39 protein-coding genes are annotated in these 21,671 nt (G+C 57.1%); 19 read left to right on the forward strand and 20 right to left on the reverse strand.

What is annotated here, in order from left to right:
• Nucleotides 1-16: 16 nt before the first annotated feature.
• The 20 genes from ABFD52_08910 to ABFD52_09005 all read right to left on the reverse strand — a co-directional run bounded on the left by ABFD52_08910 (nucleotide 17) and on the right by ABFD52_09005 (nucleotide 8,520).
• A complete protein-coding gene (locus ABFD52_08910) occupies nucleotides 17-430 on the reverse strand; it encodes a hypothetical protein (protein MEN6560879.1) in 414 nt (137 codons plus the stop codon).
• Between the two features lie 186 nt (nucleotides 431-616).
• Nucleotides 617-901 carry a hypothetical protein gene (locus tag ABFD52_08915; protein MEN6560880.1) on the reverse strand — a complete coding sequence of 95 codons (285 nt, stop codon included), beginning with the start codon at nucleotides 899-901 and terminating at the stop codon, nucleotides 617-619.
• Nucleotides 902-1,079: 178 nt separating this feature from the next.
• Nucleotides 1,080-1,361, reverse strand: coding sequence for a hypothetical protein (locus ABFD52_08920; protein MEN6560881.1), 282 nt, complete (start codon nucleotides 1,359-1,361; stop codon nucleotides 1,080-1,082).
• Between the two features lie 10 nt (nucleotides 1,362-1,371).
• Entirely contained in the window at nucleotides 1,372-1,752 is a 381-nt protein-coding gene (locus ABFD52_08925; protein ID MEN6560882.1) for a hypothetical protein, read from the reverse strand.
• Nucleotides 1,749-2,066, reverse strand: a complete 318-nt coding sequence (locus tag ABFD52_08930; GenBank protein ID MEN6560883.1) for a hypothetical protein — start codon at nucleotides 2,064-2,066, stop codon at nucleotides 1,749-1,751. Before ABFD52_08930 ends, ABFD52_08925 begins: the two co-directional genes overlap by 4 nt.
• The gene (locus tag ABFD52_08935) at nucleotides 2,063-2,488 is read right to left on the reverse strand and encodes a hypothetical protein (protein ID MEN6560884.1); all 426 of its coding nucleotides are present in this window, start codon (nucleotides 2,486-2,488) and stop codon (nucleotides 2,063-2,065) included. Before ABFD52_08935 ends, ABFD52_08930 begins: the two co-directional genes overlap by 4 nt.
• Nucleotides 2,485-2,868 carry a hypothetical protein gene (locus tag ABFD52_08940; GenBank protein ID MEN6560885.1) on the reverse strand — a complete coding sequence of 128 codons (384 nt, stop codon included), beginning with the start codon at nucleotides 2,866-2,868 and terminating at the stop codon, nucleotides 2,485-2,487. Before ABFD52_08940 ends, ABFD52_08935 begins: the two co-directional genes overlap by 4 nt.
• Nucleotides 2,865-3,131, reverse strand: coding sequence for a hypothetical protein (locus ABFD52_08945; protein MEN6560886.1), 267 nt, complete (start codon nucleotides 3,129-3,131; stop codon nucleotides 2,865-2,867). The genes ABFD52_08940 and ABFD52_08945 overlap by 4 nt, the downstream gene beginning before the upstream one ends.
• The gene (locus ABFD52_08950; protein ID MEN6560887.1) at nucleotides 3,128-3,610 is read right to left on the reverse strand and encodes a hypothetical protein; all 483 of its coding nucleotides are present in this window, start codon (nucleotides 3,608-3,610) and stop codon (nucleotides 3,128-3,130) included. Before ABFD52_08950 ends, ABFD52_08945 begins: the two co-directional genes overlap by 4 nt.
• A complete protein-coding gene (locus ABFD52_08955; GenBank protein ID MEN6560888.1) occupies nucleotides 3,607-3,759 on the reverse strand; it encodes a hypothetical protein in 153 nt (50 codons plus the stop codon). Before ABFD52_08955 ends, ABFD52_08950 begins: the two co-directional genes overlap by 4 nt.
• Complete coding sequence (locus ABFD52_08960) at nucleotides 3,759-4,589, reverse strand: hypothetical protein (GenBank protein ID MEN6560889.1); 831 nt, start codon at nucleotides 4,587-4,589, stop codon at nucleotides 3,759-3,761. The genes ABFD52_08955 and ABFD52_08960 overlap by 1 nt, the downstream gene beginning before the upstream one ends.
• Before the next feature lie 169 nt (nucleotides 4,590-4,758).
• Nucleotides 4,759-5,511 carry a hypothetical protein gene (locus tag ABFD52_08965; protein ID MEN6560890.1) on the reverse strand — a complete coding sequence of 251 codons (753 nt, stop codon included), beginning with the start codon at nucleotides 5,509-5,511 and terminating at the stop codon, nucleotides 4,759-4,761.
• The gene (locus ABFD52_08970; protein MEN6560891.1) at nucleotides 5,508-6,563 is read right to left on the reverse strand and encodes an AAA family ATPase; all 1,056 of its coding nucleotides are present in this window, start codon (nucleotides 6,561-6,563) and stop codon (nucleotides 5,508-5,510) included. Before ABFD52_08970 ends, ABFD52_08965 begins: the two co-directional genes overlap by 4 nt.
• 24 nt (nucleotides 6,564-6,587) lie before the next feature.
• The gene (locus ABFD52_08975) at nucleotides 6,588-6,875 is read right to left on the reverse strand and encodes a hypothetical protein (protein MEN6560892.1); all 288 of its coding nucleotides are present in this window, start codon (nucleotides 6,873-6,875) and stop codon (nucleotides 6,588-6,590) included.
• A gap of 54 nt (nucleotides 6,876-6,929) precedes the next feature.
• Nucleotides 6,930-7,181: a hypothetical protein gene (locus ABFD52_08980; GenBank protein MEN6560893.1), complete on the reverse strand. Its 252-nt coding sequence runs from the start codon at nucleotides 7,179-7,181 to the stop codon at nucleotides 6,930-6,932.
• Nucleotides 7,178-7,393: a hypothetical protein gene (locus ABFD52_08985; protein MEN6560894.1), complete on the reverse strand. Its 216-nt coding sequence runs from the start codon at nucleotides 7,391-7,393 to the stop codon at nucleotides 7,178-7,180. The genes ABFD52_08980 and ABFD52_08985 overlap by 4 nt, the downstream gene beginning before the upstream one ends.
• A 1-nt stretch (nucleotide 7,394) precedes the next feature.
• Nucleotides 7,395-7,580, reverse strand: coding sequence for a hypothetical protein (locus ABFD52_08990; GenBank protein ID MEN6560895.1), 186 nt, complete (start codon nucleotides 7,578-7,580; stop codon nucleotides 7,395-7,397).
• 31 nt (nucleotides 7,581-7,611) lie between these two features.
• Nucleotides 7,612-8,076, reverse strand: coding sequence for a phage regulatory CII family protein (locus tag ABFD52_08995; protein MEN6560896.1), 465 nt, complete (start codon nucleotides 8,074-8,076; stop codon nucleotides 7,612-7,614).
• Nucleotides 8,073-8,318: a helix-turn-helix domain-containing protein gene (locus tag ABFD52_09000; protein ID MEN6560897.1), complete on the reverse strand. Its 246-nt coding sequence runs from the start codon at nucleotides 8,316-8,318 to the stop codon at nucleotides 8,073-8,075. Before ABFD52_09000 ends, ABFD52_08995 begins: the two co-directional genes overlap by 4 nt.
• Entirely contained in the window at nucleotides 8,299-8,520 is a 222-nt protein-coding gene (locus ABFD52_09005) for a helix-turn-helix transcriptional regulator (GenBank protein ID MEN6560898.1), read from the reverse strand. The genes ABFD52_09000 and ABFD52_09005 overlap by 20 nt, the downstream gene beginning before the upstream one ends.
• 125 nt (nucleotides 8,521-8,645) lie before the next feature.
• Here ABFD52_09005 and ABFD52_09010 point away from each other — a divergent pair, with 125 nt between their 5' ends.
• The 19 genes from ABFD52_09010 to ABFD52_09100 all read left to right on the forward strand — a co-directional run bounded on the left by ABFD52_09010 (nucleotide 8,646) and on the right by ABFD52_09100 (nucleotide 21,654).
• Entirely contained in the window at nucleotides 8,646-9,386 is a 741-nt protein-coding gene (locus tag ABFD52_09010) for an XRE family transcriptional regulator (protein MEN6560899.1), read from the forward strand.
• Nucleotides 9,387-9,440: 54 nt separating this feature from the next.
• The gene (locus ABFD52_09015) at nucleotides 9,441-9,776 is read left to right on the forward strand and encodes a YegP family protein (protein ID MEN6560900.1); all 336 of its coding nucleotides are present in this window, start codon (nucleotides 9,441-9,443) and stop codon (nucleotides 9,774-9,776) included.
• A gap of 29 nt (nucleotides 9,777-9,805) precedes the next feature.
• Nucleotides 9,806-10,591 (forward strand): type I restriction enzyme HsdR N-terminal domain-containing protein, encoded by a 786-nt coding sequence (locus ABFD52_09020; GenBank protein MEN6560901.1) that lies wholly within the window; start codon nucleotides 9,806-9,808, stop codon nucleotides 10,589-10,591.
• Nucleotides 10,592-10,998: 407 nt separating this feature from the next.
• Nucleotides 10,999-11,394, forward strand: coding sequence for a hypothetical protein (locus ABFD52_09025; protein ID MEN6560902.1), 396 nt, complete (start codon nucleotides 10,999-11,001; stop codon nucleotides 11,392-11,394).
• A complete protein-coding gene (locus ABFD52_09030) occupies nucleotides 11,391-11,570 on the forward strand; it encodes a hypothetical protein (protein ID MEN6560903.1) in 180 nt (59 codons plus the stop codon). The genes ABFD52_09025 and ABFD52_09030 overlap by 4 nt, the downstream gene beginning before the upstream one ends.
• Before the next feature lie 60 nt (nucleotides 11,571-11,630).
• Entirely contained in the window at nucleotides 11,631-12,524 is an 894-nt protein-coding gene (locus ABFD52_09035; protein ID MEN6560904.1) for a hypothetical protein, read from the forward strand.
• Between the two features lie 107 nt (nucleotides 12,525-12,631).
• Nucleotides 12,632-12,946: a hypothetical protein gene (locus ABFD52_09040; GenBank protein MEN6560905.1), complete on the forward strand. Its 315-nt coding sequence runs from the start codon at nucleotides 12,632-12,634 to the stop codon at nucleotides 12,944-12,946.
• Nucleotides 12,947-13,321: 375 nt separating this feature from the next.
• Nucleotides 13,322-13,552, forward strand: coding sequence for a DUF2188 domain-containing protein (locus ABFD52_09045; GenBank protein MEN6560906.1), 231 nt, complete (start codon nucleotides 13,322-13,324; stop codon nucleotides 13,550-13,552).
• Nucleotides 13,553-13,681: 129 nt separating this feature from the next.
• On the forward strand, nucleotides 13,682-14,074 hold the full coding sequence (locus ABFD52_09050; GenBank protein MEN6560907.1) for a hypothetical protein: 393 nt from the start codon (nucleotides 13,682-13,684) through the stop codon (nucleotides 14,072-14,074).
• 1 nt (nucleotide 14,075) lies between these two features.
• Nucleotides 14,076-14,342: a hypothetical protein gene (locus ABFD52_09055; GenBank protein ID MEN6560908.1), complete on the forward strand. Its 267-nt coding sequence runs from the start codon at nucleotides 14,076-14,078 to the stop codon at nucleotides 14,340-14,342.
• Nucleotides 14,343-14,348: 6 nt separating this feature from the next.
• Complete coding sequence (locus ABFD52_09060) at nucleotides 14,349-14,579, forward strand: helix-turn-helix transcriptional regulator (GenBank protein MEN6560909.1); 231 nt, start codon at nucleotides 14,349-14,351, stop codon at nucleotides 14,577-14,579.
• Nucleotides 14,576-14,962, forward strand: a complete 387-nt coding sequence (locus tag ABFD52_09065; GenBank protein ID MEN6560910.1) for a hypothetical protein — start codon at nucleotides 14,576-14,578, stop codon at nucleotides 14,960-14,962. Before ABFD52_09060 ends, ABFD52_09065 begins: the two co-directional genes overlap by 4 nt.
• A 114-nt stretch (nucleotides 14,963-15,076) precedes the next feature.
• Nucleotides 15,077-15,364, forward strand: a complete 288-nt coding sequence (locus ABFD52_09070; GenBank protein ID MEN6560911.1) for a hypothetical protein — start codon at nucleotides 15,077-15,079, stop codon at nucleotides 15,362-15,364.
• A gap of 43 nt (nucleotides 15,365-15,407) precedes the next feature.
• Nucleotides 15,408-16,847 carry a DNA sulfur modification protein DndB gene (locus ABFD52_09075; GenBank protein ID MEN6560912.1) on the forward strand — a complete coding sequence of 480 codons (1,440 nt, stop codon included), beginning with the start codon at nucleotides 15,408-15,410 and terminating at the stop codon, nucleotides 16,845-16,847.
• A gap of 22 nt (nucleotides 16,848-16,869) precedes the next feature.
• Complete coding sequence (locus ABFD52_09080; GenBank protein MEN6560913.1) at nucleotides 16,870-17,691, forward strand: hypothetical protein; 822 nt, start codon at nucleotides 16,870-16,872, stop codon at nucleotides 17,689-17,691.
• Entirely contained in the window at nucleotides 17,688-18,911 is a 1,224-nt protein-coding gene (locus ABFD52_09085; protein ID MEN6560914.1) for a DNA adenine methylase, read from the forward strand. The genes ABFD52_09080 and ABFD52_09085 overlap by 4 nt, the downstream gene beginning before the upstream one ends.
• Nucleotides 18,912-19,214: 303 nt before the next feature.
• Nucleotides 19,215-20,042: a site-specific integrase gene (locus ABFD52_09090; GenBank protein MEN6560915.1), complete on the forward strand. Its 828-nt coding sequence runs from the start codon at nucleotides 19,215-19,217 to the stop codon at nucleotides 20,040-20,042.
• A 212-nt stretch (nucleotides 20,043-20,254) separates the two neighbouring features.
• Nucleotides 20,255-20,602 carry a Smr/MutS family protein gene (locus ABFD52_09095; protein ID MEN6560916.1) on the forward strand — a complete coding sequence of 116 codons (348 nt, stop codon included), beginning with the start codon at nucleotides 20,255-20,257 and terminating at the stop codon, nucleotides 20,600-20,602.
• Nucleotides 20,603-20,709: 107 nt separating this feature from the next.
• The gene (locus ABFD52_09100; protein MEN6560917.1) at nucleotides 20,710-21,654 is read left to right on the forward strand and encodes a DUF362 domain-containing protein; all 945 of its coding nucleotides are present in this window, start codon (nucleotides 20,710-20,712) and stop codon (nucleotides 21,652-21,654) included.
• Nucleotides 21,655-21,671 lie beyond the last annotated feature (17 nt).

The following is a 21,671-nucleotide window of genomic DNA, read 5'->3' on the forward strand; positions in this document are numbered from 1 at the left end:
TGTCATGAGCCGGCGGCTAGACCGCCGGCGTGCTGGGCGTCCCCGTGGCCTTCTTGTAGAGGTGGAACCAGCCGGTCGACTCGCCGAGGATCGCGCCGGCGTAGACGGCGTACTTCAGCCACTCCCAAGGATGCATCGGGTGGAGTAGGAGGAAGTAGATTGCGGTCACTGCACCGGTCGTGAAGATCGTGAAGAAGAAGGCACCGACTCCCTCGCCGATGAACTTGATCTTCTTCTTCAGGAACTGCACGATCAGGGTGACGATTCCACCGGCCAGGATCGAGACGACGGCATCGACGACCGAGACATCGATTTCGACGCCGAAGATAGAGACGGTGGTCGTCTCCTGGGCCAGGGCGGCCAGAGGCATGAAGAAAACGAGTGCGGCCGCGATGAAGACGACCGCCAGGGCGGCGAAGAACTTTTTCATGGAGACCTCCTATAGACTGGCGACATGTCACCTAGGAGGATAAGGGGTAGGATTTTGGCCGAACCAGGAAACCTGTCCAAAATGGACAAGAAACCTGTCCTAACGGGACAGGAAACCTGGGCAAATTGCGCTATTGACAGAAATCTAGATAGGGGGGCTAATTACATATCAGGGATGCTTGCGTTTCTATTTCGGTTTGCCGAAGATCAGTACAAATAATGGTCTTAGCGTATGAACGTAGACCTTCACCGTAATAAAAAGAATCTTAGGCTTGTATAAGATTACAGACTTGTGTTTTTCATAAAGGGTCCAGAAGTCATCTTTGAGATCTTGCGGAATTCCCTTCTTCCCGCCCAATAGTCCCGAAAGGCCCGTCGCAAAAGGATGGCTCGCTGGAAGAACAAACTTGAGATTTCGCTCTACAGCGTTCAACTCCTCTATGTCGACAACGATCTCATCATCAGCTTTCATATTTTTCCTCCCCCCAAGGAAAACAGTACCAACAGTGATATTGTTTCCCCTTATAGGAATAAATTAGGAATTCTAAGGTGTGTTGTCAAGGTTTTTCTATAGTGACGATGCTACGCCTTGAGGACCTGTTTACGGGATCATAATTCAGGAATTCGTTTCCCAATTCATCGTGCATAGATTATCTGACCTCAGTAATTCTGAACCCAGATTCATTCGGCCGCTTACACCAAATCTCCTTCGTGCAGATTCCGGGCAGACGGCAAACACGGACCTTCTGCTCATCTTCTGGCTTGACGGCATCTATGACCACGCGGATCTTCCGGATCTCTCGTTCACGGAGAGCTTCAAGGTTGAAGACCTCGCCTTGGAGCAGCGTGATCCTGTAATTGCTATTGATGAGGACATCGGCTGCGCGTTTCACGGCCCGGGCCAGCCTCCTCTTGAGTGCCGCGTCGCTCATTAATCCTCCCTCATACGACGTCCGGGAACGGCTTTTTTACAAACAGGCGCACCGGCCAGGGCTTCCGGGCCCAGACTTCGTTGGCCGTCCGCTTCGCCTGGGCCTCGGCCGTCACGAGTTCGTCGGCGAGCTGCTTGGATCCTGTACCGCCGCCCTCCGCTCCGTCGATCGCCGCGTCAGGGCTCACGGCGGCCCGTCGATCCGGGTGCTCAGATTCCAGACTGCTTTCGATATCCGGAAAGCACGGCTCCTCGTGCTCGATAAGCCATCGTCTATAAGCCTCGCTCACGTACATCTTGTTCCGCTGTGTCCGCCGGATCTGCCACAGGCAGTAGCGGCCGAGCGCGACGATGAGCATGACGACGAGCGTGATGAGGATGAGCGTCTTCATAGTTCGATCTCCCCGAAGATCCCGCTCGTCGGGTAATACCTCTCGCAAAGAATGACCCCGCGCTTCGGCCTGGATGCTTTGATGGGGACGCTGCTGTATCTGTGCGCGGCCGCAGCCAGGGCCCGGCGCTCTGCCGGATCCATGCGCCCGTTCGATTTAGCCTGGACCAGCCAGGCCCGGCCGGCCGGCCAGAGCGCGATGATGTCCACGATGCCGTGAGAGCCGGCGGACCGGATGCAGAGCGCGCCCTTGCCGGCGAGGTAGGCGCAGACGGCCCGCTCGAAGTCGGCGCCGCGGCGGTAGTGGCTGCTCATTCGCTGTCCTTCACTAGAAGCACTAGGCCTCGGTCCCTGCTCTTACCGGCCCGCTCCCAGCCGGCCTGAAGAAAGCAGCAGCCCGGATTCGTCGAGCGGATCTTCTTTGCGTCTACATAGGTAAATTTCCGGCCCGTCACGAACCCCTCGCAACGGAGGATGATTTTCGATGAAAGTTCGACCGACTCGTTTCTGAAGATCGAACACTCCCAGCCCTCCTGTCCGTCGAGCCTGTACTTAGCATTGCGCCAGACGAAGAGCCATGTTCCCTCAGGATTCCGGAGAACGATGATCTTGCCGGGGCCTGAGAACTTCGGGGCTCCCGGCGTCTTGCGCGAATAGTGGCGATCGGCCAATGGGCGGAGCTCTGGGTCGGCATCCCGGCTGATGATGACATCGGAGAACGGAAGCATCGGGCTCATCTGTCTCCTCCCCCTATCGCGGCCGCTGATTCCTCCTTCCGCCTCTCGAAGAGGTTCTGCTGCGTCATGCTTGCCGGGGTCAGATGCGGGTAATACGCCAGCACGATCTTCACCCTCTTGTGCGCGAGCTCGTGGCCCCATCCCCTGGTGATGTATTCCCGGAACTCCTGGACCTCAGCCGGCGTCCTCGGAAGGAACATCCCGCCCTGGCACGTGCAGACTGGGAGGTTCGCGTAGAGGTCCCGGAAACGGCGATCATCGAGCGTAGGCTCGTAGCACTGGAGCTCGTAGAGGAGCCGCTTGCGGTCGATCGCATTGGCCCGGCCGCGGTGCCGCTGCATGATCTCCATGAAGCGCGTGCGGAGAAGGTCAGCGTTCATCGTTCGAACCTCCCATCGGCCGGCCCTGGCGCGAAGCCTAGGAACCGCCCGTCCTTGACCAGGATCTCGTCGAGCTGACCGTCCGAGTCGAAGTAGTAGAGCTGCTGCCCCTCACGCAGATGGCCCTCGGCGACGAGTTCCTGGACGACGGCCTCGACGTCATTGGTCACGCTCGGATGTTCGTCCCAGGGCCCGATGTCGCGGATTACGACCCGGGCCGGGCCGGCGTATTCAAAGCTGTAGTTCGCTCTGCACTTTTTCATGGTTTCTCCTTTTGGCCGGCGCCAGTCCCGAGGACCTGAATCTCGTGGACCGGGAGGGCCTTGAAGCCGTTGCTCTTCATGCGGGCATAGAGGGTTTCCTGCCCCGTCCAAACGTAGGGCAGGAAGACTTGCAGGGCTTCGACCTGCTGAAGCTCGATGAGGCTCAGTTGGACTTCTACCCAGTCCTGCATTAACTTCCACGCCGTCCGGCGAGATTGCTCCCAGAGACGCTTGTTCCGTTCTGCGGAATTCCTCTTCACGCCCGACGATAGGACCCGCATGACGGCGCCGATATTGGCCGGCAGCCGGACCGGGATGGATGAGCCTTGGAGCGTCGGATGAGGGAGCGTGAAATAGAGAGCAGCCACTTCCCCATCGCTGTAGTCCTTGAGGATATTCCGGATCCCGGCCTTGGCCAGGATCTGCTCAATCCGGCTGACCGTCAGCGATACGGGAACCTGGCTCGTGTAGTTCTTCATCGCACGATCCTTTCCCCGGCGATCTGGCGCGCGTTGAGATTCGCGGCCGCACGCTCGACCTTCGCCCCGAGGACCAGGCCCAGGGCGAAGACCAGGATGATGCCCAGTCCGACGAGGACCAGGGCAGGCTCCCGCTTGCTCCTTCTCATCAACCCCTCCTTCCCCCGACGTACGGATCCTCGGGGGCCCGTCGGGCAGCGTCCCCGATCCGGTTTTTGACGTACGCCCGCTCCATGATCTTGGTGAGGTTCTTCGGGCTGAGAATCCAATCGAATGTCACCAACCATCCCCGGTCATTGTCGCCGCACAAAAAGGGTTGTTCGTGGATGGCCCGCAGAACGTTTTCGATATCGAAGTCAGGCGTGCACAATCGCGCGATGAGGGATTTTTCCCTGGCGCTCCCTGGTTCAATCTTTTCGATCGTCGAGAGCTTGTGTCCTTTAGCGAACACGTTCCAGATACCGGCGATGATCTCGACGGGCCTCGCCGGCGGCGACTCGCCCTTCTTAACCCGCTTCCAGATTTCGGTCAGCTCTTCGGCGACTTGGGGCGGGATTTGGGCAGGAGAGTGCCCCTTGTTCTTTAAACTTAGACTTGAACTTAGACTTAAACTTAAAGAGGGAGTACTCCCGGAGTGCTCCGGAGTAGGTCCGGAGTACGCCGGGATTTTTGATTCAGCCTCCCTGTCGGCGCGGATTCCGGTCTGAAAGTCCTCGAACCTGGTGATCTCCAGATATCTCTGGCCTTCGACTTCGTAGAGGATAAGCAGGCCAGCTTCATTGAGATCCCGTAGCGACTCCTCGACCTGGGCGACCGAATACTTCAGCCGAGGGCAGCAGTCCTCTTTGATGTCGCGCGGATCGGCAGAGTACCTGCCGGCGACATCGGTGTGCGGGTAGATCATGAAATAGAGAACGCGGGATCGGTCCCGCTTCAGCGACGCGAGCTTATCCGACTTCGATATCCGCTTGTCGATCAATCTGCCTCGTGCCATATGAACTCCTGGGATAGATGACAGGCCGGGGCGGGGTCCGCAGGTGACCAGCCCGCCGACCCGATGCGAGAGTCGCCTCGAATACGGCGAAAGGAGTCGCGCGGCAAAGGAGAACCGCGCCGCATCATGGACTCCCCGGCCTGGCCGTTCATGCTTACTTCCTCGATCCCTTGTCCGCGATCGCGGTCTTCTTGATGGCCCGGATCCCGGGGATGTCAGTCTGGTGCTTCATTGCCCGGACGACCTTGCCGATCGTGACGAGATCCGGAACCATGTATTTCCGCGGGATCTTGTCCACGTCCACGATCTCGAAGTCCCAGAGCTCCCGGAGTGAGACGTTGGCCATCGGCTTCTCCGGGATGGCCGGCGCCGTGGCCTGGATCGCCTCGGCCTCCTTGCCGGCCTTCTGGACGATGTCTTCGGCCTCGCCGGCCTTATCCTGGTCGACGAGTTCCCAGGCCTTGTCCACCGCCTTCTCCGTGAGCCGCTTCGCCTCCTGCCGCTTGAGCTCGGCCTCGCGTTCGGCCTGGAATCTGAGCCGGTCCTGCTCCTGGAGGTAGTCCGCGATCTTCGGCTTGATGATGTCGAGGGCCTGGTTCGGCAGATCGGCGAACTTCTTCTTCTCCTCGAGGAGCGACTTGTGGAGTGCGTGGGCCCGGGAGATCTGAGGGTCGAACGTTTCGTCGATCGACTTCAGGAGGCCCATAATGTCCTGCCGGAACAGGTCGGCCGCCGTCAGATCCTCCTGGGTCTTGATGACCAGGGCCCGGGCCTTATCGAGCGCCGAGCTCGAGCGGGCGACGATCGCCGTGATCGCCTTAGGCTCGGGCTTCGCCGGGAAAGGAGCCCCGGCCGCGGGCGCCGGGGACTCCTCGGGGAATATCATGTTGGAGGCAGGCGTGCTCACGAGGCCCTCCCGTTGCCGGCATCCTGGGCGGGCTTGGCCTTCAGATGTTCGGCCCAAGCATCGAGGTAGGAGACGACCAGGTCGGCCTCGTCCGAGGTCAGATCGTCAAGCTCGGTGACCTCGCGGTTCTTGGCTTTCATGACGTGGGCCGTGATGCCCTGCCAGATCGTCTCGTCCTTGCGGCCGAGGTCGTGGAGGGCCTTGATGCCGCGCAGGACCTTCTCCCGCTGCGTCGCGGTGATCATCTGCGGCCCGGGCTGCGGCGACGTCGTCGCGGCCTCGGGGAACTCCTCGGCCGGCGCGGGCGCCTGGGGCTGCGGCTTCAGAGCGGCGGCCGGCTTCGGCGCCGGGGCCTTCGCGCCCTTCAGCCACTTCATGAGCTTCGCTCCTGTATCCTTCGAGATTTTGAAGATCTGGCCGTCGAAGAGCGAAGTCCGGTCCTTGGAGGCGGCGGCGTTGTGATCCATCGCGATGTCGAATACCGTCGTGAACTCGTACTCCATGCCGTCGCGCTGGATCGGCGCGAGGCCGACTTTCTTCGGGACGGATTTGCCCTTGTCGTTCTGCTCGAGGACGTAATCCTGTTTGCTCCGCATCGTGCAGATGACGTGGATGCCCGCCTGGAGGATCCGGGCCTTGAAGCGCTCCTGCTCGGGCGTGATCGTTGCCCAGTTCGTGTAGGAGTTGCCTCCCCGCTGGTCGAGGGCCGCTTTCTTGTCGAGCAGCCCGCCCTCCCCCGCCCAGGCGTGGGAGATTGAATCGATCAGGAGGACGTCATAGCCGGCCTTCTCGGCGGCCTCGATCGCCTCGGCGTACTTGACGATCGTGTAGGGCGGCTCGAGGTCCAGGACATCGAAGACGATGCCGGCCAGCGGGCCCTTGTCCATGTCGGCATAGAGGGAGGCGGACTTGTTCTCGGTGTCCACGACCGCGATCTTCTTTCCGAGCGCGGCCGCGAGGATGAGCCCGCTGAAGGTCTTGCCGGAGCCCGAGGGCCCGGTCAGGGCGATCTTCAGCGTGGCCTGAGTGCGTTCTGCCTTTTTAAAGGTCATGGTTAGTGCTCCTTTCTCATGGACCTAGAACGGGATGTCGTCGTCGGGCCCGGGCCCAGCCCCTTCTTCGCCGGGGAACTCAGCCGGGCCGGCCTTTGCGGTGGCGCCCTCGGCCGAGGCTTCCTTCGGCGCGTTGAGGTAGAGGATGAAGTCCGGCTGACCGTCCTTCTCCTTGAAGCCGTTCTGGAACATCACGAGGTTGATGTCCGGAGAGAGGCCTCCGTTGATGACGATCGAGACGTACTTCTTCGTCCCGTCCTGGGAGGTTCGGGCCCACCCGACTCCCACTTTCTTGCGCTTGGAGTCTGCCATTCGATTTCCTTTCAGGCCTTGACAGCGACCGCGGTCCGCGCTACGGTTGGACCGTCAGCCGGCTTCAGGCCGGTCATGAGTTTTTTCCTTCCCCGCTCTCGCGAAGCGGGGAACCTTTGCCATCACAGTCGTATCTTCGTCATCGTCCTCCTTGATGGGCTCCGCGCAGTCCGCGCAGTAGCCTCCGTTCAACTCGGCCAGGTGGCCGCAACCGCAGCATCGGCCTAGTTCCAGGATGTCGTCCGGGATCTCGGCCATTCGGCAGTCCTCGATGAAGTCCTCGTCGAAGCGCAGTTGGCGGCTCATCGGTCGGCTCGTATCGACGCCATCGAAGTCACAGGCTCGATATCTGCCATCGTGACGACGTCGTAACCATCGCCGTTTGGGAGGCGACGATCGAACCTGACAACGATGGCTGGATCGTCAAGGACAACGCTCTTGACGGCGGAATACACTCGAACAATGGTCCCCGTTACATCGTGTTCGCGGACCCTTACCCTATCGCCGGCGCGGACCATTTCAAGCCTCCTTCGGCCGGAGAAGGCTCTTCACGTAGTCGAGGTAGACGATCACCCCGCCGGCCGTGGTGATCCCGTTCTTCGGGAAGTCGTCGTGAATCATGTCCTCAGCCACGGCCCGAGCTACGCTGAGGCTGTAACCAAACTTGAAGGCGATGAGCTTCGCCAGAACCGAGACGTTGATCATTCGAGGCCTCCCCTTGATGAATGCTGAGAGGTCATCTGCCGACCTCTTTCTTGATCTTCTCGCGGAGCTCAGCCGACTTCTGCTGAAGGCGGGCCAGGGCCCGCTCCATCCGGCGGAGCTCCGACTTGTCGACCTTTCCGTCCGCGTACGCTTCCTCGATTTCCTTGAGCGCCTCGCCGGTCAGGATGGACAACCGGATCTGGTCCTTCTCGCGTTCCGCCACGGAGGGCTTGCCGTTGACGGCCTGGACGGGAATGAAGCCGCAGGGCTCACAGAAGAACTCGAGGAGCTCCACATCCCCCGTCGCTTTGACCAGGTCGACGACACGGTCCGGCGGGATGACGTTCTCGCCGCGGACGTAGCGGTAGAGCGTGTCCGTGGCGATTTGCATGTCCTTAGCCACGGCGTCGACACGGTACTTCTTCTTGATGATGAAATTGACGTAGAGAAGGGCCGAGAATCCTGAAATCGGAGAGGAATTTAGGTTGAGGTTCATGACACTCTCGCGCTAGTCTGAGTGCGGAGGGCAGACTTGCGGTGAAAGAAGCTCCGATGCGCCGGGTAAAAGTTGGCCTTCAGAAGCTTGGCAATCCCCTCGCGCGAGATGAAGATCCTGCCGCGGATGCGGTAGTGATCGATCTCCCCAGCCGCCGCCATCGAATAGACGACATCCCTCGAGAGGCGGAGCTCGGCCGCCGCTTCGCGAATCGTGAGGCGGTCAGACTTGCTGGCGTCCATCGTGCGTCTCCTGGGGATAAAGCAGGTTGAGGACCGGGATGCCCGTCTTCTCGCTGATGCGCTGCGCCAGTTTCTTGGAAGGCGATCTCTTGCCCGACATCAGCATCGAAAGATGGGCGGTTGTTATGCCGAACTCCTTGGCCAGGTCTGCCCCAGAGAGTCCGCGCTTCTCTTTGTACTCAGCCAGGTTAGCTATTCGCATTTTCGTGCTCCGGCATGATATTAACAATTTGCTATTGTCCTGTCAAGCAAAACATATACAATTTGCTATTTTTTTTCTATCCCCCTTGTTTTTTAACGATTTGTTAATTTAGGATGTCTCTGAATATGGGGATTCGAGAGAACATCCGGAATGAAATCGCCAGACTTGGCTATGGGACAAATCTGACCAAGTTCTGTCGGGAAAAAGGGCTTTCCACCGTCTACCTGAACCAGCTCCTAAACGGGAAGCGTCGGTACAACGAAGACCTGCTCAACAAGATCGCAAAAGCCCTGGGCATTCCAATCTACCAGCTCTTCATCGACGAGCCCGTCGTCCCGAAATCCCAGGCTGATAAAGAGCCGGCAATCGTCGAGATCTTCCCCGACCAGGAGACTCAATCCGAGTTCGCTAAGTTCAGCAGCCGTGACGATTTCCTTCCGATCCGGATCCTGGCGGACGCCGCATCGCTCGGACACGGCGCGATCGTCTCCCAGGAACGCACCGGCGGCTACGCCCTGATCTACCGCAGCGCCCTTCCGCGGAAGGCTCTCAAGCAGAAGAGGACGGCCGAGAAAATCGTCTGCCTCTTCGCGACGGGCGACTCCATGTCCCCTACCATTCAAGATAAGAGCCTCGTCGCGATCGACGTCGAGGACAAGGTCGAGATCCGGAACAAAAGGATCTACGCGATCGAGATCCCCGACGAAGGGGTCACGATCAAGCGGATTCTCCAGCATAACGACCATCTGCTCCTATTTGCGGACAACCGGGATTTCCCGGGATATCCGCGAGCTCTGTGCCTAAAGGAACTGAACTACAACCCGATTTGCGGAAGGGTTGTCTGGACCTGGAATAAACTCGACTAGCAACGCCCCAAGGGACCAAGGGGCTGAGCATATCACCCGATCGAGGAGGTCTAGATGGGAGCTTATTTCCAGATCTTCAAGGACAGTGCTGGCGAATTCAGGTTCAACTTACGCGCACCGAACCATGAGAAGATTCTGCACAGCGAAGGATACGTTCAAAAACAGGGTTGCCTGAATGGGATTGCTTCTGTCAAAGCGAACGCACCAGCCCGGGATAAATACGAGTCCTTTACGGATGCTGCGGGGATGTATCGTTTTCGTCTTCGCGCCCGCAACAATGAGATCATCGGAACCAGCGAGGCTTATGTCACTCCGCAGGGACGCGATAACGGGATCGCAGCCGTTATGCAATATGCGCCAAGTGCCACAATTGAGGATCTTCCTGCCTGAATAACTCTAAAAAGGCTAAGGAGGTCGCGGTGGAAAAGGAACTTAAGAAGAAGTTGTCTACCTATGCTGGGATATTCAGGGAGGCCCAGACGCTCGGGAAAAAGGAAGCAGACATCGTTATGTATATCGTGGAGTTCCTCAAGGACGCACTTAAGTACGATGTCTTCAAGGAAATCAGCAAAGAGTACCAAATCAAGGACAAGTACTGCGACATAGCCGTAAAGCTCGACGGGAAGGTCGAATTCCTTATCGAGGTAAAACAGCCTGGGATTAAGCTTTCGGACAAGCATATAGAACAAGCTGAGAACTACGCTATGAGGAATGGCACAGAATGGGCGATCCTCACTAATGGCTGTGAATGGCGCCTTTACCACATGCAGTTGACCGATGATGGGATAGAGAGCTCGGTCGCCTTCCAGGCCGACCTGGTTGCCGAGTTCGGGGAAAACCCGGATGAAGTCGTTTCCAAGTTCGCACTCCTTCATCGGAAAAACTACGCCAAAGGCGCCCTTGATGAATACTGGCAAAAGCTGAATCTCTTAACTCCCCAGTCCCTTCTTCAGGCCATATTCACCGAGTCCGTTTGCAGGACCATAGCTAGGGAATTAAACAGGGGAGCGAAGGTTCGGGTCGGGATCCAGGAAATTGAGCGAGAACTGAAGAACGTGCTGGATAAAAGTATTCTCGCTGAACTGGCTGACCTCAAGCTCAGGAAGAAACGAAAAGTAAAGAGGGGTCCCAGAAGGCCAAAAGAAACAGCAGGCCTAGCAGCTCCCGGAGAAGAGACGAAACCGGAAAATGAGCCAGAGCAATAGTGGTGAAACGTCTCGTAGCGGCTGCGGTCACGCTGGTGGTGTGCGGCCTGGCGATGGGGCAAGACGCGGAGTGGACGAAGACGGAAGCCGGATCTTTCAAGATCGAACGATTCTGGGAGAAAACGGTGGGCGACTACACATGCTCCTATACGATCGTAACCTACAGAAATACGACCCAAGGACATTCACTAAGAATGTCACGATACGGGCAAGCGTCTATGATTCCCAAAAAAGGATGGTGGACACGAATACCCGGTCTCTTTTCGCGCACGAATATGCACCCATCAAACCGGGCTTCGAGGGAACGGTGAAGATACCGATTGAGTGCGCAAGAGGGCAAGCAAAAAGCTGTTTCCGTAAAAATTGATAACGCGAATTGATTGTATTAATGGCAGGAGGAGGTTTTAGTGAAACGCCAACTCGCGATCTTTGCGCTCCTTGTGCTGTGTGTCTCTTGTGTATCTACGAATGCCGTCCAGATCGGGACAGCCCCGCGTCGGGCAGCCGTGCCGTGGACCCAAGTCGCGGTCTATAGGACGGCAGACCAGGTGCCGGGCAAGTACGAGGAAGTTGCCATGCTGGTTTCGACGGGAGACGCCCTCTGGACGAATGAGGCCGCGATGTGGAATTCGATGAAGAAACGGGCTGGGAAGATGGGGGCCAACGCTATCATCCTCGACGCTATGTCCGAGCCGGGCGCCGGCGCGAAAGTGGCGGCGGCATTCCTGGGCGTCGGCGGAGCAGACAGAAAAGGGAAGGCCGTGGCGATCTTTGTCTTGCCGCCGGAGACGAAACACCCTTGAAGTTCGTTGCCATCATCGACGGGAAGAAAAAGGGTTCTGACCGGATCACCTCGTTCATCTACACAGACGACGGCCATGTCCCGCCGATCGTGGACCCAGAGAAGCCGGATGAAGCCAAGGACGGCGGAGTGCCGGGGCCTGAGGTAGAGGGTTCCGGGAAGCCCAAGCCGAGCTGATCATGGATAATATTCTTTACTACGCCGACCACTCAGCAGCGTAGTCTATGGGACTATCGAATGCGATACTACTTCACTAAGCGGCAAGCCGCCGCATTGAAGGATAAAAGGCTCACACCTAGCATACACATCCCTCTTCGTAATGCCATCCTCCGTGTGCTGCGCGATTTTTCGGATTATGATGGCCCCCCTGATTGCTCAGATAACTGGTCCTTTATAAAGGCCGAAGACAAACTTAAGAAATATTACGGGAGAGATTACCTTGTTGCTTTCGACAATAAGGGTCTACTCGTTTCGTCTCCTATTCATGATGTTATCTTGAGCGGGCTACCTGAACATGTCTTCGACTTCATCGAAGCCTGGTGCGATAGTGTGGATGAGCCGAGAGCAGCATCGTTCGAACACGAACTCAATTCGATTTTAGATATCCACGGTTCACCGTGGAGACTCCTGAATAAAACGATGATTCTCCTTGATTCGCAATATGTGCGAGAGGAGATAATCGCCAAGACACACTATCTTCTAAAGGAAGCTTCGGCTTCCGGGGCGCTGGAGGAGTTCGGAGAGGCAATTTCCTGCCTAACAGGCGGCCAGCCAAAAGAAGCGATTATCAACGCTCACAAGTCTGTTGAAAGCGTTATGAAGAAATGCTTAGGGATTGAGAGGGCAAAATTCGGGACGCTGCTCACGCACCTTATAAAGTCGGGCATTATTCCAGAATATTACCAAGATTTTTTAATTCATTTTGAAAAGCTCGCCTTGGGCGCTGTCAAGGAACGAAATCAACCAGCTCGGGCGCACGGCCAGGGGGCCGAGCCTACTAGCGTGGACCGCAGCCTTGCGGAATTCGCAGTGCATCTCGCTGGCGTAATTAATCTTTTCATCATTAAGCGCTGGATCGAATCTCGTCCAAAACAAGATGAACCTCCGGCAGACAACGATATTCCCTTTTAGAAATGAGGCGACTGGGTCCGGGCCGGTGGCCGCAGCGCGACTAACTTCTGCCCGTAACGGAACATGGGAGGTCCGAAACGACTTTTCTTTAAGAGGAGAGAATGCCAATGACCGCCACTCGGATCTGTAAACTCGCCTACGGTGATGAGATTATTGACGGAAATGCTGTCTGTACGATTTACGAGATTCAGAAGGCCTCGCTTCTGGGGGGAGCAAGGGGAGGATCCGGCCGTCTACAATTGCTCAATGCTCTACCATTCCTCTTCACGGAAATCGTGGGAAAGCAGTTCTACTTAATCTTCGATCCCGCAGCCATCATCGAGGATTTTGGGCGAGTTGAGAAGATGCCCATCTTTTTTGAGGAGGTTCATAGCACGTCATTGCTATCCCTGGATTTTAGAATTGGCAACATACGGGAGTGAGGCGCCTGGGCCCGGGCCGGCGGCCGCGGGCCCCCAGATGATAAGGACGCTCCACGATGGGAAGCGGAATCGCGCCTCATAAGAGGAGACGCATGGCAGAGGCGGATTTTCTCAGAGGAGAAACTGACATATGAAAAGGGATTTGTTCTGGAAGTTTATCGTAAGTGTCCTCGTTGTATGGCTATTCCTCTTCCTGTGGATGAGCCAATGGCATTATGGCGGGGAGGGACTGATCAAAACCAGCCGGATAACCGGGAGGACCTACAACTGGCGGGGGGGCGAGTGGAAGCTTTTTATGAACTGATGAATCCAACACCCTTTCCTTCAACGATAAGGACGGCCGGCTGACTAAATAGTAAGAAAGGGAGGCGCACTATGTCAGGAAGAACCAAGTATCACATCACTCACCAGGATGACCACTGGAACGTCAAACGAGAAGGCGCTGATCGTCCGGCCAGAACTTTCGACAACAAGGATGATGCCGTCGACTTCGGCCGGGACATCGCTGGGAAGCAGGATAAAGGCCAACTGATCATCCACCGGAAGGACGGAGTTATCCAGACAGAACACACGTACGGGGACGATCCGTACCCGCCGAAGGGGTAGTTGAGGCGCCAGGGCCAGGGCCGAAGCCCAGGGCCTTGTTTCAGATAGCCGCTCCTCGACGGGAAGCGAATTTTGCGCCTCATTGATAAAGACGGGCGGTCCCGCCATTTTTTCTCAAAGGAGGGCAGCATGGCCAAAGGCACTCTCGTCTTCGTCAAGGTCTTTCAGAACTCCCAGGATCTCGGGACGGACGACGACCACCTCGTCTCCCGTGTGTTCTACGACCTCGAAACCCCTACGGGGACTCTCGCCGGACTCTTCTCCGACGTCAAGCTGACGCCGGGGGCGGATTTCAGCCAAGACCCGCTCGAGGTTTCCTACCCGGAGGAGCTCAACGGCATCCTCGGCTATGGGATTCTCAGGCCCTTGGTCGAGCGGTACTACCGAGCCAACATCGGGGAGACCGGCAGCGGGATCCGGATCGGCCCGGGGTGTAAGGGCATCGTCATGAGGGACAATACCTGTATCATGAGGATGGCCTTCCCGGTCGAGCTCACGAGCACCGGAAAAGTCGGGTGGTAAGATGAAGCGCGTATTTAGCGGACTTAACGTAGCCCTCATGCTCGGCCTAATCGGCGTAGCAACGTGGAGGCAGGGCAATCTCCTTTCGGGAATCGGATACGCCCTCGGCGTCTTCGCCGTCGCCGGGATCCTCTTCGGCGTTCTGCTGCTCAGCCTCTACCGCTTCGTTAGGAACATCCTCAACCCGGACAATAAGTTCTCGCCCGAGATCAAGGACCGGATCTCCGCGGGCCTGGTCGGAGGGATCCTGGCCGTTCTGATTAGGTGAGGGGGCATGGCAGCCGAAAGTCTATCCGGCCGCATCCTCCGGCACATCCGCGTCCAGATGGCTATCAAGAACTGGAAGCAAATCGACCTCGCGGCCCGGATGGGGAAAAAAGGGGCCTGGGTAAGCAAGATCATGGCCGGCCGGATTAAGCTCAGGGTCGATGACGTATCCGAGTTCGCTCGGGCCCTCGAGGTAAGCGAGGACACATTACTCAGGGGGGAAGGGAAGAGGGGATGAGAGAGAAAGAGGCTAGGAACCCGCAGGAGACTATTGATCTGATCGAACGCCTTGCTCACGAAAAGCGGTTCAACCCATCCTCATTCGCCAAGGCCCTGGGTTACACACGGCCGTGGGGCTATTCATTCATGAAGAACGAGATCGTCATCACTCTCTCCCTGCTGAAAAGGATCGCCAAGCTCCTCGAGGTCCCGGTGACGTCCCTTGTGGCCGAAGGCGAGGAATCCATGCCGGAGAAGAATAAGCAACTTCCGGGCCAGGGATTCAAGTCCGTCGACCTATTGCTCGGCGGGAAGAAGGTAGGGATGCTTCTTGTGCCGCCAGAACTCGAGGTCAATATCAGGGTCGGTTGTTGGCCTAAACAGAACGAAGGTGATGAGTGAAACCTGGGATGGGATTTAGGAGAAAGGGAATTGCGCTCCTCGATGGGAAGCGATTTCGCGCCTCATTATGAGAGACGTGGGTAAGCACTGTTTTTTCTCATTTTGGGAGGCCATATGGGAGATGCGGAGTTATCTGATCTGATCAGGGCGATAGCCTGCAGAGAGTTTATCGAGCCAGCCCGGGCCCGCTCTAGAAAGGAGGTGACTATCCGGGCCGGAGATCTTCATGAGAAGATGCGCCTTGTCGGCCGCATGCCGGCCGTCTGTGGAGCCCTGGGGACTTTGAAATTTCAGAGAGAAAATGGGATTAAGCTGATAAGTAGAGAAGGGCCGTCTAACGGGCCCAATGCTATATTCAAATTCCTGATTGAATATGCCTCAGATGACGATATAATGAGCTAAGCTGAGTGTTTCGGTCCTCGGCGAAAGGAACGATGTGGCGAGAATGTCTCCAGACGAAACAGTAACGGACAAACTCAGTTCAGTTGCAGGGATTACAAAAATTTCGGTAATCGTTCCCAAGAATCCCTTTGCACCACCAAACCTGCAAGGCAAATCCCAATGCTTATGTGCTCTGGACGTCATCGATCTGATGCGGTGGTGGCCCGGAGAACCGCACTCACCTCACCGTAAAGCCGATAAGGTCAGGGCTATCCAGAGATCGCTAGATTGGAAGCGTGTTGCAGAGATAGCTGCATATTTGCTGCAACAGGAAATCACCGACGCTCAAAATCGAATCAACAAGTATTTCAAGAAGATTTATCAGCCGAAGGAAAATGAACCGGGAAGACAATGGCCTCCGAGAATTAGTTCAGTGATTGGATATCAGCGCAGTTCCTTTCCTACTTTCTCAAATGTATTGCTTCACGTCACCGGGGCCAAGATAGACAGCAATCCTAACGAACCAAAAGCCGCAAATCTGGTCTTCAATGAGAAGGACAAGAACCTGAACTTCACCGTAATAGATGGTCAGCATCGCATTAATGGCGCTTATTTTGCAGTAAACATAAGACGAGAAATGGATCCCGCCGCTAGTTGGGAGATTCCCGCAGAGGTGTTTTTGGACTTAGATCCTCCAGGAAGCGCCCCACGTATTCAAGCGCAGATTTTCATTGACGTGAATTTCTATCAGAAGAAGGTCGACCGCTCGCTTGTGGCAGATCTATTCCCGACAGCCCGGATACCGCTTGAAGGCGAAAGGAAAGACGATGATTTGTTTCGGATAGAGCGCGCGCAAGACATCGGCCGCAGACTAATGCTCGAGACCGGCCCACTCGTCGGAATGATTCAAATCCCTGGCATTCGTTATGGAGTTAAGGATGTAATTACGCTGGCCACGCTGAATAGCGCCATTCGGGATGTCCTCCCGGAGCTAGATGCACAGGGAATTCATAGCTTGGACGGCCAGACCGAATTTCTTGCACAGTGCCTCACCGCGTGGCTTGAGGCGTCAGGAAGATTCGAAAGCAAGCAGGGAGCATGTGGCACCGAGCTCACTCCGGAAAATGTGGCATATCAAGGCCGCATATTGGTGTCGGTGCTTGCCTTAGTTCCCGCAATGATCTGGAGACTCAAGAAGGCAAGCGTTCCGCACTTGGTCTCCGATAGCGCTCTGGACGTCCTGATAAAGTGGCTAAGAAATGTCACCAAGCGCGCGGGCCTAATCGAAGATGGCATGTTTATAGGGAAGAAGAAGTTCAAGGCCCGTGGTTATTATGGAAGTGGAGGCATAGGGCGCTTTCGGAATACCCTGTGGGCGGCCGTCGAAGGAACACACAGGATTACGGCTGTTACCAAGTCTGAACGGATCGCCAAAATTGCCGAGAAGAACCGAGCACTCATAATGTCCGAACTTCACACGCAGCCGACTGATGCCACCAAGTAGTTCAGACCTTCAAATCGCCGCGATGTTCAGCATTCTTCAGAAGAGGAATGCTTCAGGTTCTCTCCCCGCCGCAGGAGCTTTGTCTGAAAAGCTGGCCAATCTCGCTGATATAACAACGGGAGATTCCGCAGCGGTCGGTTCGGACGTACTCGGCCTTTTTGCTACCGCCTCGGTCGAGATGTGGCTCCGCGCAGTTCATAGTTTTTTAATATCTGCTTCCCTAACTGACGCAAGTCCTATTTGGGCGTCCGTGGCTGGATACTATTCCAGTCACTATTCCGTCCGGGCTTTTGCACATCTGCTCGGCTACTTCTTGTTGGCTAAGACAAGAAAGATGGCTCTTCGCGTTGAAGTGGACGGGAGGCAATTCCTCTGCCATATGCGGCCAAAGAAGTCGGGAGATGCCGAACATAAGTTCTATTGGAGATCTGTAAAGGAACACAGTCCGTTCGATAGCGATCCGCTCTATAACAGAAATGACGAGGATCAGGGAAACGGATCGGATTCGGGACACAGATGTAGGGCTAATTATCTGGATCATATCGACAAGTTTCCGGTCTTTGCCGTTCTTGACGAGGCAGCTCTAATTCAAAGGGTCCAGAGGATCGCGAATATGCACTATTCAGATCCTCCCATTCCCAGAGTAGACTCATACCCCGATATCGCAAATGTTCAGCTCATTGCCTATCATAGAATGGTCGGTTTTAGGAGCTACTTAGATAATCGGGTAGCTGGGAATCGGTTTTGGGAAATATATAGAAATCCGAGTTGGAGCCATAAATATCTTGATTTCCAGGTAGTAGAGCCCAGTTTCGTATCCTCATATAGAGAACATCTCCCATGAAATATATGGGGTCCAAGCGCTGGATGCTGAAGAATGGACTTGGTGATCTTATTTGCGCACAAGCGAAGAGTGCAACGCGTTTCATCGATCTTTTTACCGGATCGGGAGCTGTAGCCTGTTTTGCAGCTCAGCGGACTTCTTTGCCGGTGAAAGCCTATGACCTACAGGGATTTGCGGTTGTCCTAGCTGAGGCTGTGATCGGCCGCGACAAGGCGTGCGACGCGAATCAAATATGGGCGGACTGGTTCGATTCGGCCCAAAGGTTTCGAAAAGAGCATAGAATCCCCAGAGCAGAAAAACTGACCCGCTCGGAAGTAGCAAAGTGTCGGGCTTGGAGTGCAGCCCGACAGGGTCAACCGATAACCAAGGCATACGGGGGGTATTATTATAGCCCCTTGCAGGCTATCTGGATTGATTCCTTTCGAAAGGCCCTCCCCAAGACTGACCCCGAGAGTAGCGTAGCTCTTGCCGCCCTAATCGATGCTGCGAGCCGGTGCGCTGCTGCGCCGGGGCATACAGCTCAGCCATTCCAGCCGACTCAGACGGCAAAACGCTTTCTTCAGGAAGCATGGGAAAAGGATATTACGAACTACCTAAAACGAGCCCTGATTAGCATTGCCTCCCAGCATGCCAACGCAAAGGGATCGGCGCAAATTGCGAACGCGAACGACGCCGCACAGTCAATAGAGAAAGGCGATCTTGTTTTTGTCGATCCGCCCTATTCTGGCGTCCAATATAGCCGCTTTTACCATGTCCTTGAGACTATCGCGAGAGGAACTTCGAGCGACGTCTTCGGGACAGGCAGGTACCCAGCTCGAGATGAACGTCCCCAATCGAAATATAGTAATAAAACGCAATCACGCGGCGCAATAAAGGAGCTGCTCAAGATATTGGCAAATCACGAAGCAACTGTAATACTGACCTTTCCCGATCATGTCTGTTCAAATGGCCTATCCGGGGGAATTATCAGGAGGGCCGCGGCGCCATTCTTCGAGGTTCATCGAAAATCAGTGAAAACCAGATTCAGTACGCTGGGCGGGAACTCTGCCGAACCGGATAAGAATGGCGGACGTCAATCCAGGCAGACTGCCAAGGAGCTCATCCTGGTTCTAGCTCCCACAAAGAAGGCTGATTCAGGCTTAGGAATGAAAGATACCAAGGAACAGTCAGACGTGGAGCCAGATGCCCGGCACGGCCGCCGACTCCGTGTGCTGACCTGAGTCTGAACCGTGCCCCGCCGCTCTGAAGGCCCTGTTCTCAATAAACAGACGGGCTACTATTTTCTGAGCCTGCGAATAGGGTTCCCGCCGAACCGCCAACGAGTTCGTTTTTCCCTCCACACGCGAGATCGCGCCCGCGCAGTCATCCTTTTTGAGCGGGAATACAAGAGGCTTTGGGCCGAGTATTACGGGGCCCGCCCTAACCGCCGGCCAGGGGAGCTCCCGGACTTCGAGAAGGCCGCCGAAGAATACGTCCGGTACGAGCGCGACGTCCGCAGGGTCAAGGGCTGGGGAACGATTGAAATGCGGCTGGGCGTCGCGTCCGGAATCTTCGGCCCGGCCCGCCGCCTCGGGACGATCGGCGACAAGGACTTTGCGGCGCTCGATGCGTCGCTCCGGAAGGATGGCCGCGAGCCCGGGACAGTGAACCACTACATGAAGCTTCTCAAGAGCTTCTTCACATGGGCCATCGACAAGGGCTATCACCCGGGGCCGAACCCTGCCCGGGCGGTCCGGCCTTACGTCATCGACCAGCGGCGCCGGGCCTATTCGGCCGAGGAGGTCGAGCGCATCCTGGCGGCCGCCCGCGCGATCGAGGCCGGGGCCAGGCCCCAGGACGGGATCATGCGGCACGCCGAACGAATTGTCCGGCTGCTGCTCCTGACGGGCATGCGCGCCGGCGAGCTCCTGAACCTCAAGTGGTCCGCGATCCGCGGCGACAGGATCGTCCTCGAGCGGACCGAGACCAAGCAACGCCGGGAGAAGACGATCCCCGTCACTCCGGCGATACGTACGATCCTGGACGGACTCGAGCGGAAGGACGATTACGTGCTCCCTCTTCGCCGGCGCAGGGGAATCATGGAGCCGGCATATGCCTACGGTCTCATCCGGGCGATCCGAGAGAAGACGGGGATCTCGGACTTCATCCTCCACGGCCTGCGCCACACCGCCTCGACGATCATGGTCTCTGAGGCCCTGGGAAAGGGAGTCGGCCTGGCGGACATCATGAGGATCCTCGGCCATTCCCAGGTCCAGACGACACTCCGATACCAGCACGCCGACCTTGAACGCATGAAAAAGGCGATGCGGGTGCTCGGGAAAAAGACAACAGAACGGCCCGCTTCATCTTGACCAAATCTTGCCCAACAATTCCCTCGCAGGATATAATATGGTCAACGTGAGCAGACGATATCTTATGGGTAAAACGACACTTAGGAAAGCTTATCAGATATGCCAGAATTGGACTAGCGGGCCAAAAAAACGCCTCTAGTTTAGTGAAGTCGGGCTCGCTTGTCAAACGGGAAACTGTGTTTTTCGGGGCCGGTTTGGGCTAGAATCGCATCATGGCCGGGAAGCGGAAGGACCGCCCGCAGGATGCTCCCGGCGAGGCCTCTTGCGTCGACAGAGCCCCGACGGCCGGCCATGATCCCTTCGAGCTGCCCATCGACGGCGTCCTCGATCTCCACACCTTCAGCCCCAAGGACGTCAAAGACCTGGTCCCCGAATACATCGGCGAATGCCTGCGGCGCGGCATAGTCGAGATCCGCATCATCCACGGCAAGGGCACCGGCACGCTCAAGGCGACCGTTCATTCGATCCTTAAGAAGGACCCGCGCGTCGCCGGCTTCGAGGACGCGGACATGGGAGCCGGCGGCTGGGGCGCGACCGTCGTCCGGCTGGCGGAACCGTGATGAACAGGGACTTCCCCATTATTTAAACGCCCCAGTTTTTTCTTTCCTCCCGCGGCGATCTGGTGTAATAATCCCATTGTTGGCAGGCAGCAGACAAGGAGGAAATCATGAGCAGGATGATCAAGAGACGGGACTTCATCCGGGTCGGCGCGGTCGCCGGCGCCGCCGCGCTGGCCGGAGGCCTCCGGGGCCAGGCCAAGCCCTCCGCCGGCGCCCCGCCGAGGCGGGCCAGGCCCGACCTGGCCGTCGTCACGGGAGCCGACCGCGTCGCCGCCGTGAACGCGGGCCTGGCCGCCCTCGGCGGCATGAGCAACTTCGTTCCCAAGGGCTCGTCGGTCGGACTGCTCATCAACGCGCCGGCCTGGTGGAAGAGGCCCGGCAGCCATACCCACCCCGACCTCACCCTGGCCGTCATCCTGGCCTCGCTCGAAGCCGGGGCCCGGGAGATCCGCTACCTCGTCGATCCCCTGCCGGGCTACTTCGATCGTGCCGCGCTCGCCCCCAAGTACGGGGCCGAGATCGGCTCGGTCAAGAAGTCGTCCGGCAACTACGTCGAGACGCCCGTCGCCCGGAACAAAACCGTCAAGAAGACCAGCGTGATCAAGGAATTCCTCGACTGCGACGTCCTCGTCAACCTGCCGATCATCAAGCACCATGTCGGCGTCGGCATGTCGGGCTGCCTCAAGAACATGATGGGCGCCAACTCCGGCGCCTCGAACCAGTTCTTCCACGCCGGTTCGGGGGCCAAGGGCGAATACGACGATATCCCCTTCCTGTCCCAGTGCATCGCCGATCTCAACACCCTGCGCAAGCCCAACCTGTGCCTCGCCGACGCCACCGAGTTCCTGTTGACGAACGGCCCGGCCGGCCCGGGCGAGCTGCGCCGCCTCGACAAGGTCATCCTCGGCGCCGACCCCGTGGCCGTGGACGCCTATGGCGCCCCCCTGGTCAACCTGAAGGCCGCCGACGTCCTGATGATCGCCAAGTCGGTCGAATGGGGCCTCGGCCGGATGGATATCGACAAGCTGGCGATCGAAGAGCTTAAAGTCTGATCCGGCGCCCGTTCCGG

The organism is Acidobacteriota bacterium (assembly GCA_039683095.1).
Classification (GTDB): Bacteria; Acidobacteriota; Aminicenantia; order Aminicenantales; family Saccharicenantaceae; genus RBG-16-66-30.

Coding starts and splice junctions, on each gene's coding strand:
- ABFD52_08910 (MEN6560879.1), bottom strand. CDS start 430: ATGAAAAAGTTCTTCGCCGCCCTGGCGGTCGTCTTCATCGCGGCCGCA.
- ABFD52_08915 (MEN6560880.1), bottom strand. CDS start 901: ATGAAAGCTGATGATGAGATCGTTGTCGACATAGAGGAGTTGAACGCT.
- ABFD52_08920 (MEN6560881.1), bottom strand. CDS start 1,361: ATGAGCGACGCGGCACTCAAGAGGAGGCTGGCCCGGGCCGTGAAACGC.
- ABFD52_08925 (MEN6560882.1), bottom strand. CDS start 1,752: ATGAAGACGCTCATCCTCATCACGCTCGTCGTCATGCTCATCGTCGCG.
- ABFD52_08930 (MEN6560883.1), bottom strand. CDS start 2,066: ATGAGCAGCCACTACCGCCGCGGCGCCGACTTCGAGCGGGCCGTCTGC.
- ABFD52_08935 (MEN6560884.1), bottom strand. CDS start 2,488: ATGAGCCCGATGCTTCCGTTCTCCGATGTCATCATCAGCCGGGATGCC.
- ABFD52_08940 (MEN6560885.1), bottom strand. CDS start 2,868: ATGAACGCTGACCTTCTCCGCACGCGCTTCATGGAGATCATGCAGCGG.
- ABFD52_08945 (MEN6560886.1), bottom strand. CDS start 3,131: ATGAAAAAGTGCAGAGCGAACTACAGCTTTGAATACGCCGGCCCGGCC.
- ABFD52_08950 (MEN6560887.1), bottom strand. CDS start 3,610: ATGAAGAACTACACGAGCCAGGTTCCCGTATCGCTGACGGTCAGCCGG.
- ABFD52_08955 (MEN6560888.1), bottom strand. CDS start 3,759: ATGAGAAGGAGCAAGCGGGAGCCTGCCCTGGTCCTCGTCGGACTGGGC.
- ABFD52_08970 (MEN6560891.1), bottom strand. CDS start 6,563: ATGACCTTTAAAAAGGCAGAACGCACTCAGGCCACGCTGAAGATCGCC.
- ABFD52_08975 (MEN6560892.1), bottom strand. CDS start 6,875: ATGGCAGACTCCAAGCGCAAGAAAGTGGGAGTCGGGTGGGCCCGAACC.
- ABFD52_08980 (MEN6560893.1), bottom strand. CDS start 7,181: ATGAGCCGCCAACTGCGCTTCGACGAGGACTTCATCGAGGACTGCCGA.
- ABFD52_08985 (MEN6560894.1), bottom strand. CDS start 7,393: ATGGTCCGCGCCGGCGATAGGGTAAGGGTCCGCGAACACGATGTAACG.
- ABFD52_08990 (MEN6560895.1), bottom strand. CDS start 7,580: ATGATCAACGTCTCGGTTCTGGCGAAGCTCATCGCCTTCAAGTTTGGT.
- ABFD52_08995 (MEN6560896.1), bottom strand. CDS start 8,076: ATGAACCTCAACCTAAATTCCTCTCCGATTTCAGGATTCTCGGCCCTT.
- ABFD52_09000 (MEN6560897.1), bottom strand. CDS start 8,318: ATGGACGCCAGCAAGTCTGACCGCCTCACGATTCGCGAAGCGGCGGCC.
- ABFD52_09005 (MEN6560898.1), bottom strand. CDS start 8,520: ATGCGAATAGCTAACCTGGCTGAGTACAAAGAGAAGCGCGGACTCTCT.
- ABFD52_09010 (MEN6560899.1), top strand. CDS start 8,646: ATGGGGATTCGAGAGAACATCCGGAATGAAATCGCCAGACTTGGCTAT.
- ABFD52_09015 (MEN6560900.1), top strand. CDS start 9,441: ATGGGAGCTTATTTCCAGATCTTCAAGGACAGTGCTGGCGAATTCAGG.
- ABFD52_09035 (MEN6560904.1), top strand. CDS start 11,631: ATGCGATACTACTTCACTAAGCGGCAAGCCGCCGCATTGAAGGATAAA.
- ABFD52_09040 (MEN6560905.1), top strand. CDS start 12,632: ATGACCGCCACTCGGATCTGTAAACTCGCCTACGGTGATGAGATTATT.
- ABFD52_09045 (MEN6560906.1), top strand. CDS start 13,322: ATGTCAGGAAGAACCAAGTATCACATCACTCACCAGGATGACCACTGG.
- ABFD52_09050 (MEN6560907.1), top strand. CDS start 13,682: ATGGCCAAAGGCACTCTCGTCTTCGTCAAGGTCTTTCAGAACTCCCAG.
- ABFD52_09055 (MEN6560908.1), top strand. CDS start 14,076: ATGAAGCGCGTATTTAGCGGACTTAACGTAGCCCTCATGCTCGGCCTA.
- ABFD52_09060 (MEN6560909.1), top strand. CDS start 14,349: ATGGCAGCCGAAAGTCTATCCGGCCGCATCCTCCGGCACATCCGCGTC.
- ABFD52_09065 (MEN6560910.1), top strand. CDS start 14,576: ATGAGAGAGAAAGAGGCTAGGAACCCGCAGGAGACTATTGATCTGATC.
- ABFD52_09070 (MEN6560911.1), top strand. CDS start 15,077: ATGGGAGATGCGGAGTTATCTGATCTGATCAGGGCGATAGCCTGCAGA.
- ABFD52_09075 (MEN6560912.1), top strand. CDS start 15,408: ATGTCTCCAGACGAAACAGTAACGGACAAACTCAGTTCAGTTGCAGGG.
- ABFD52_09080 (MEN6560913.1), top strand. CDS start 16,870: ATGTTCAGCATTCTTCAGAAGAGGAATGCTTCAGGTTCTCTCCCCGCC.
- ABFD52_09085 (MEN6560914.1), top strand. CDS start 17,688: ATGAAATATATGGGGTCCAAGCGCTGGATGCTGAAGAATGGACTTGGT.
- ABFD52_09090 (MEN6560915.1), top strand. CDS start 19,215: ATGCGGCTGGGCGTCGCGTCCGGAATCTTCGGCCCGGCCCGCCGCCTC.
- ABFD52_09095 (MEN6560916.1), top strand. CDS start 20,255: ATGGCCGGGAAGCGGAAGGACCGCCCGCAGGATGCTCCCGGCGAGGCC.
- ABFD52_09100 (MEN6560917.1), top strand. CDS start 20,710: ATGAGCAGGATGATCAAGAGACGGGACTTCATCCGGGTCGGCGCGGTC.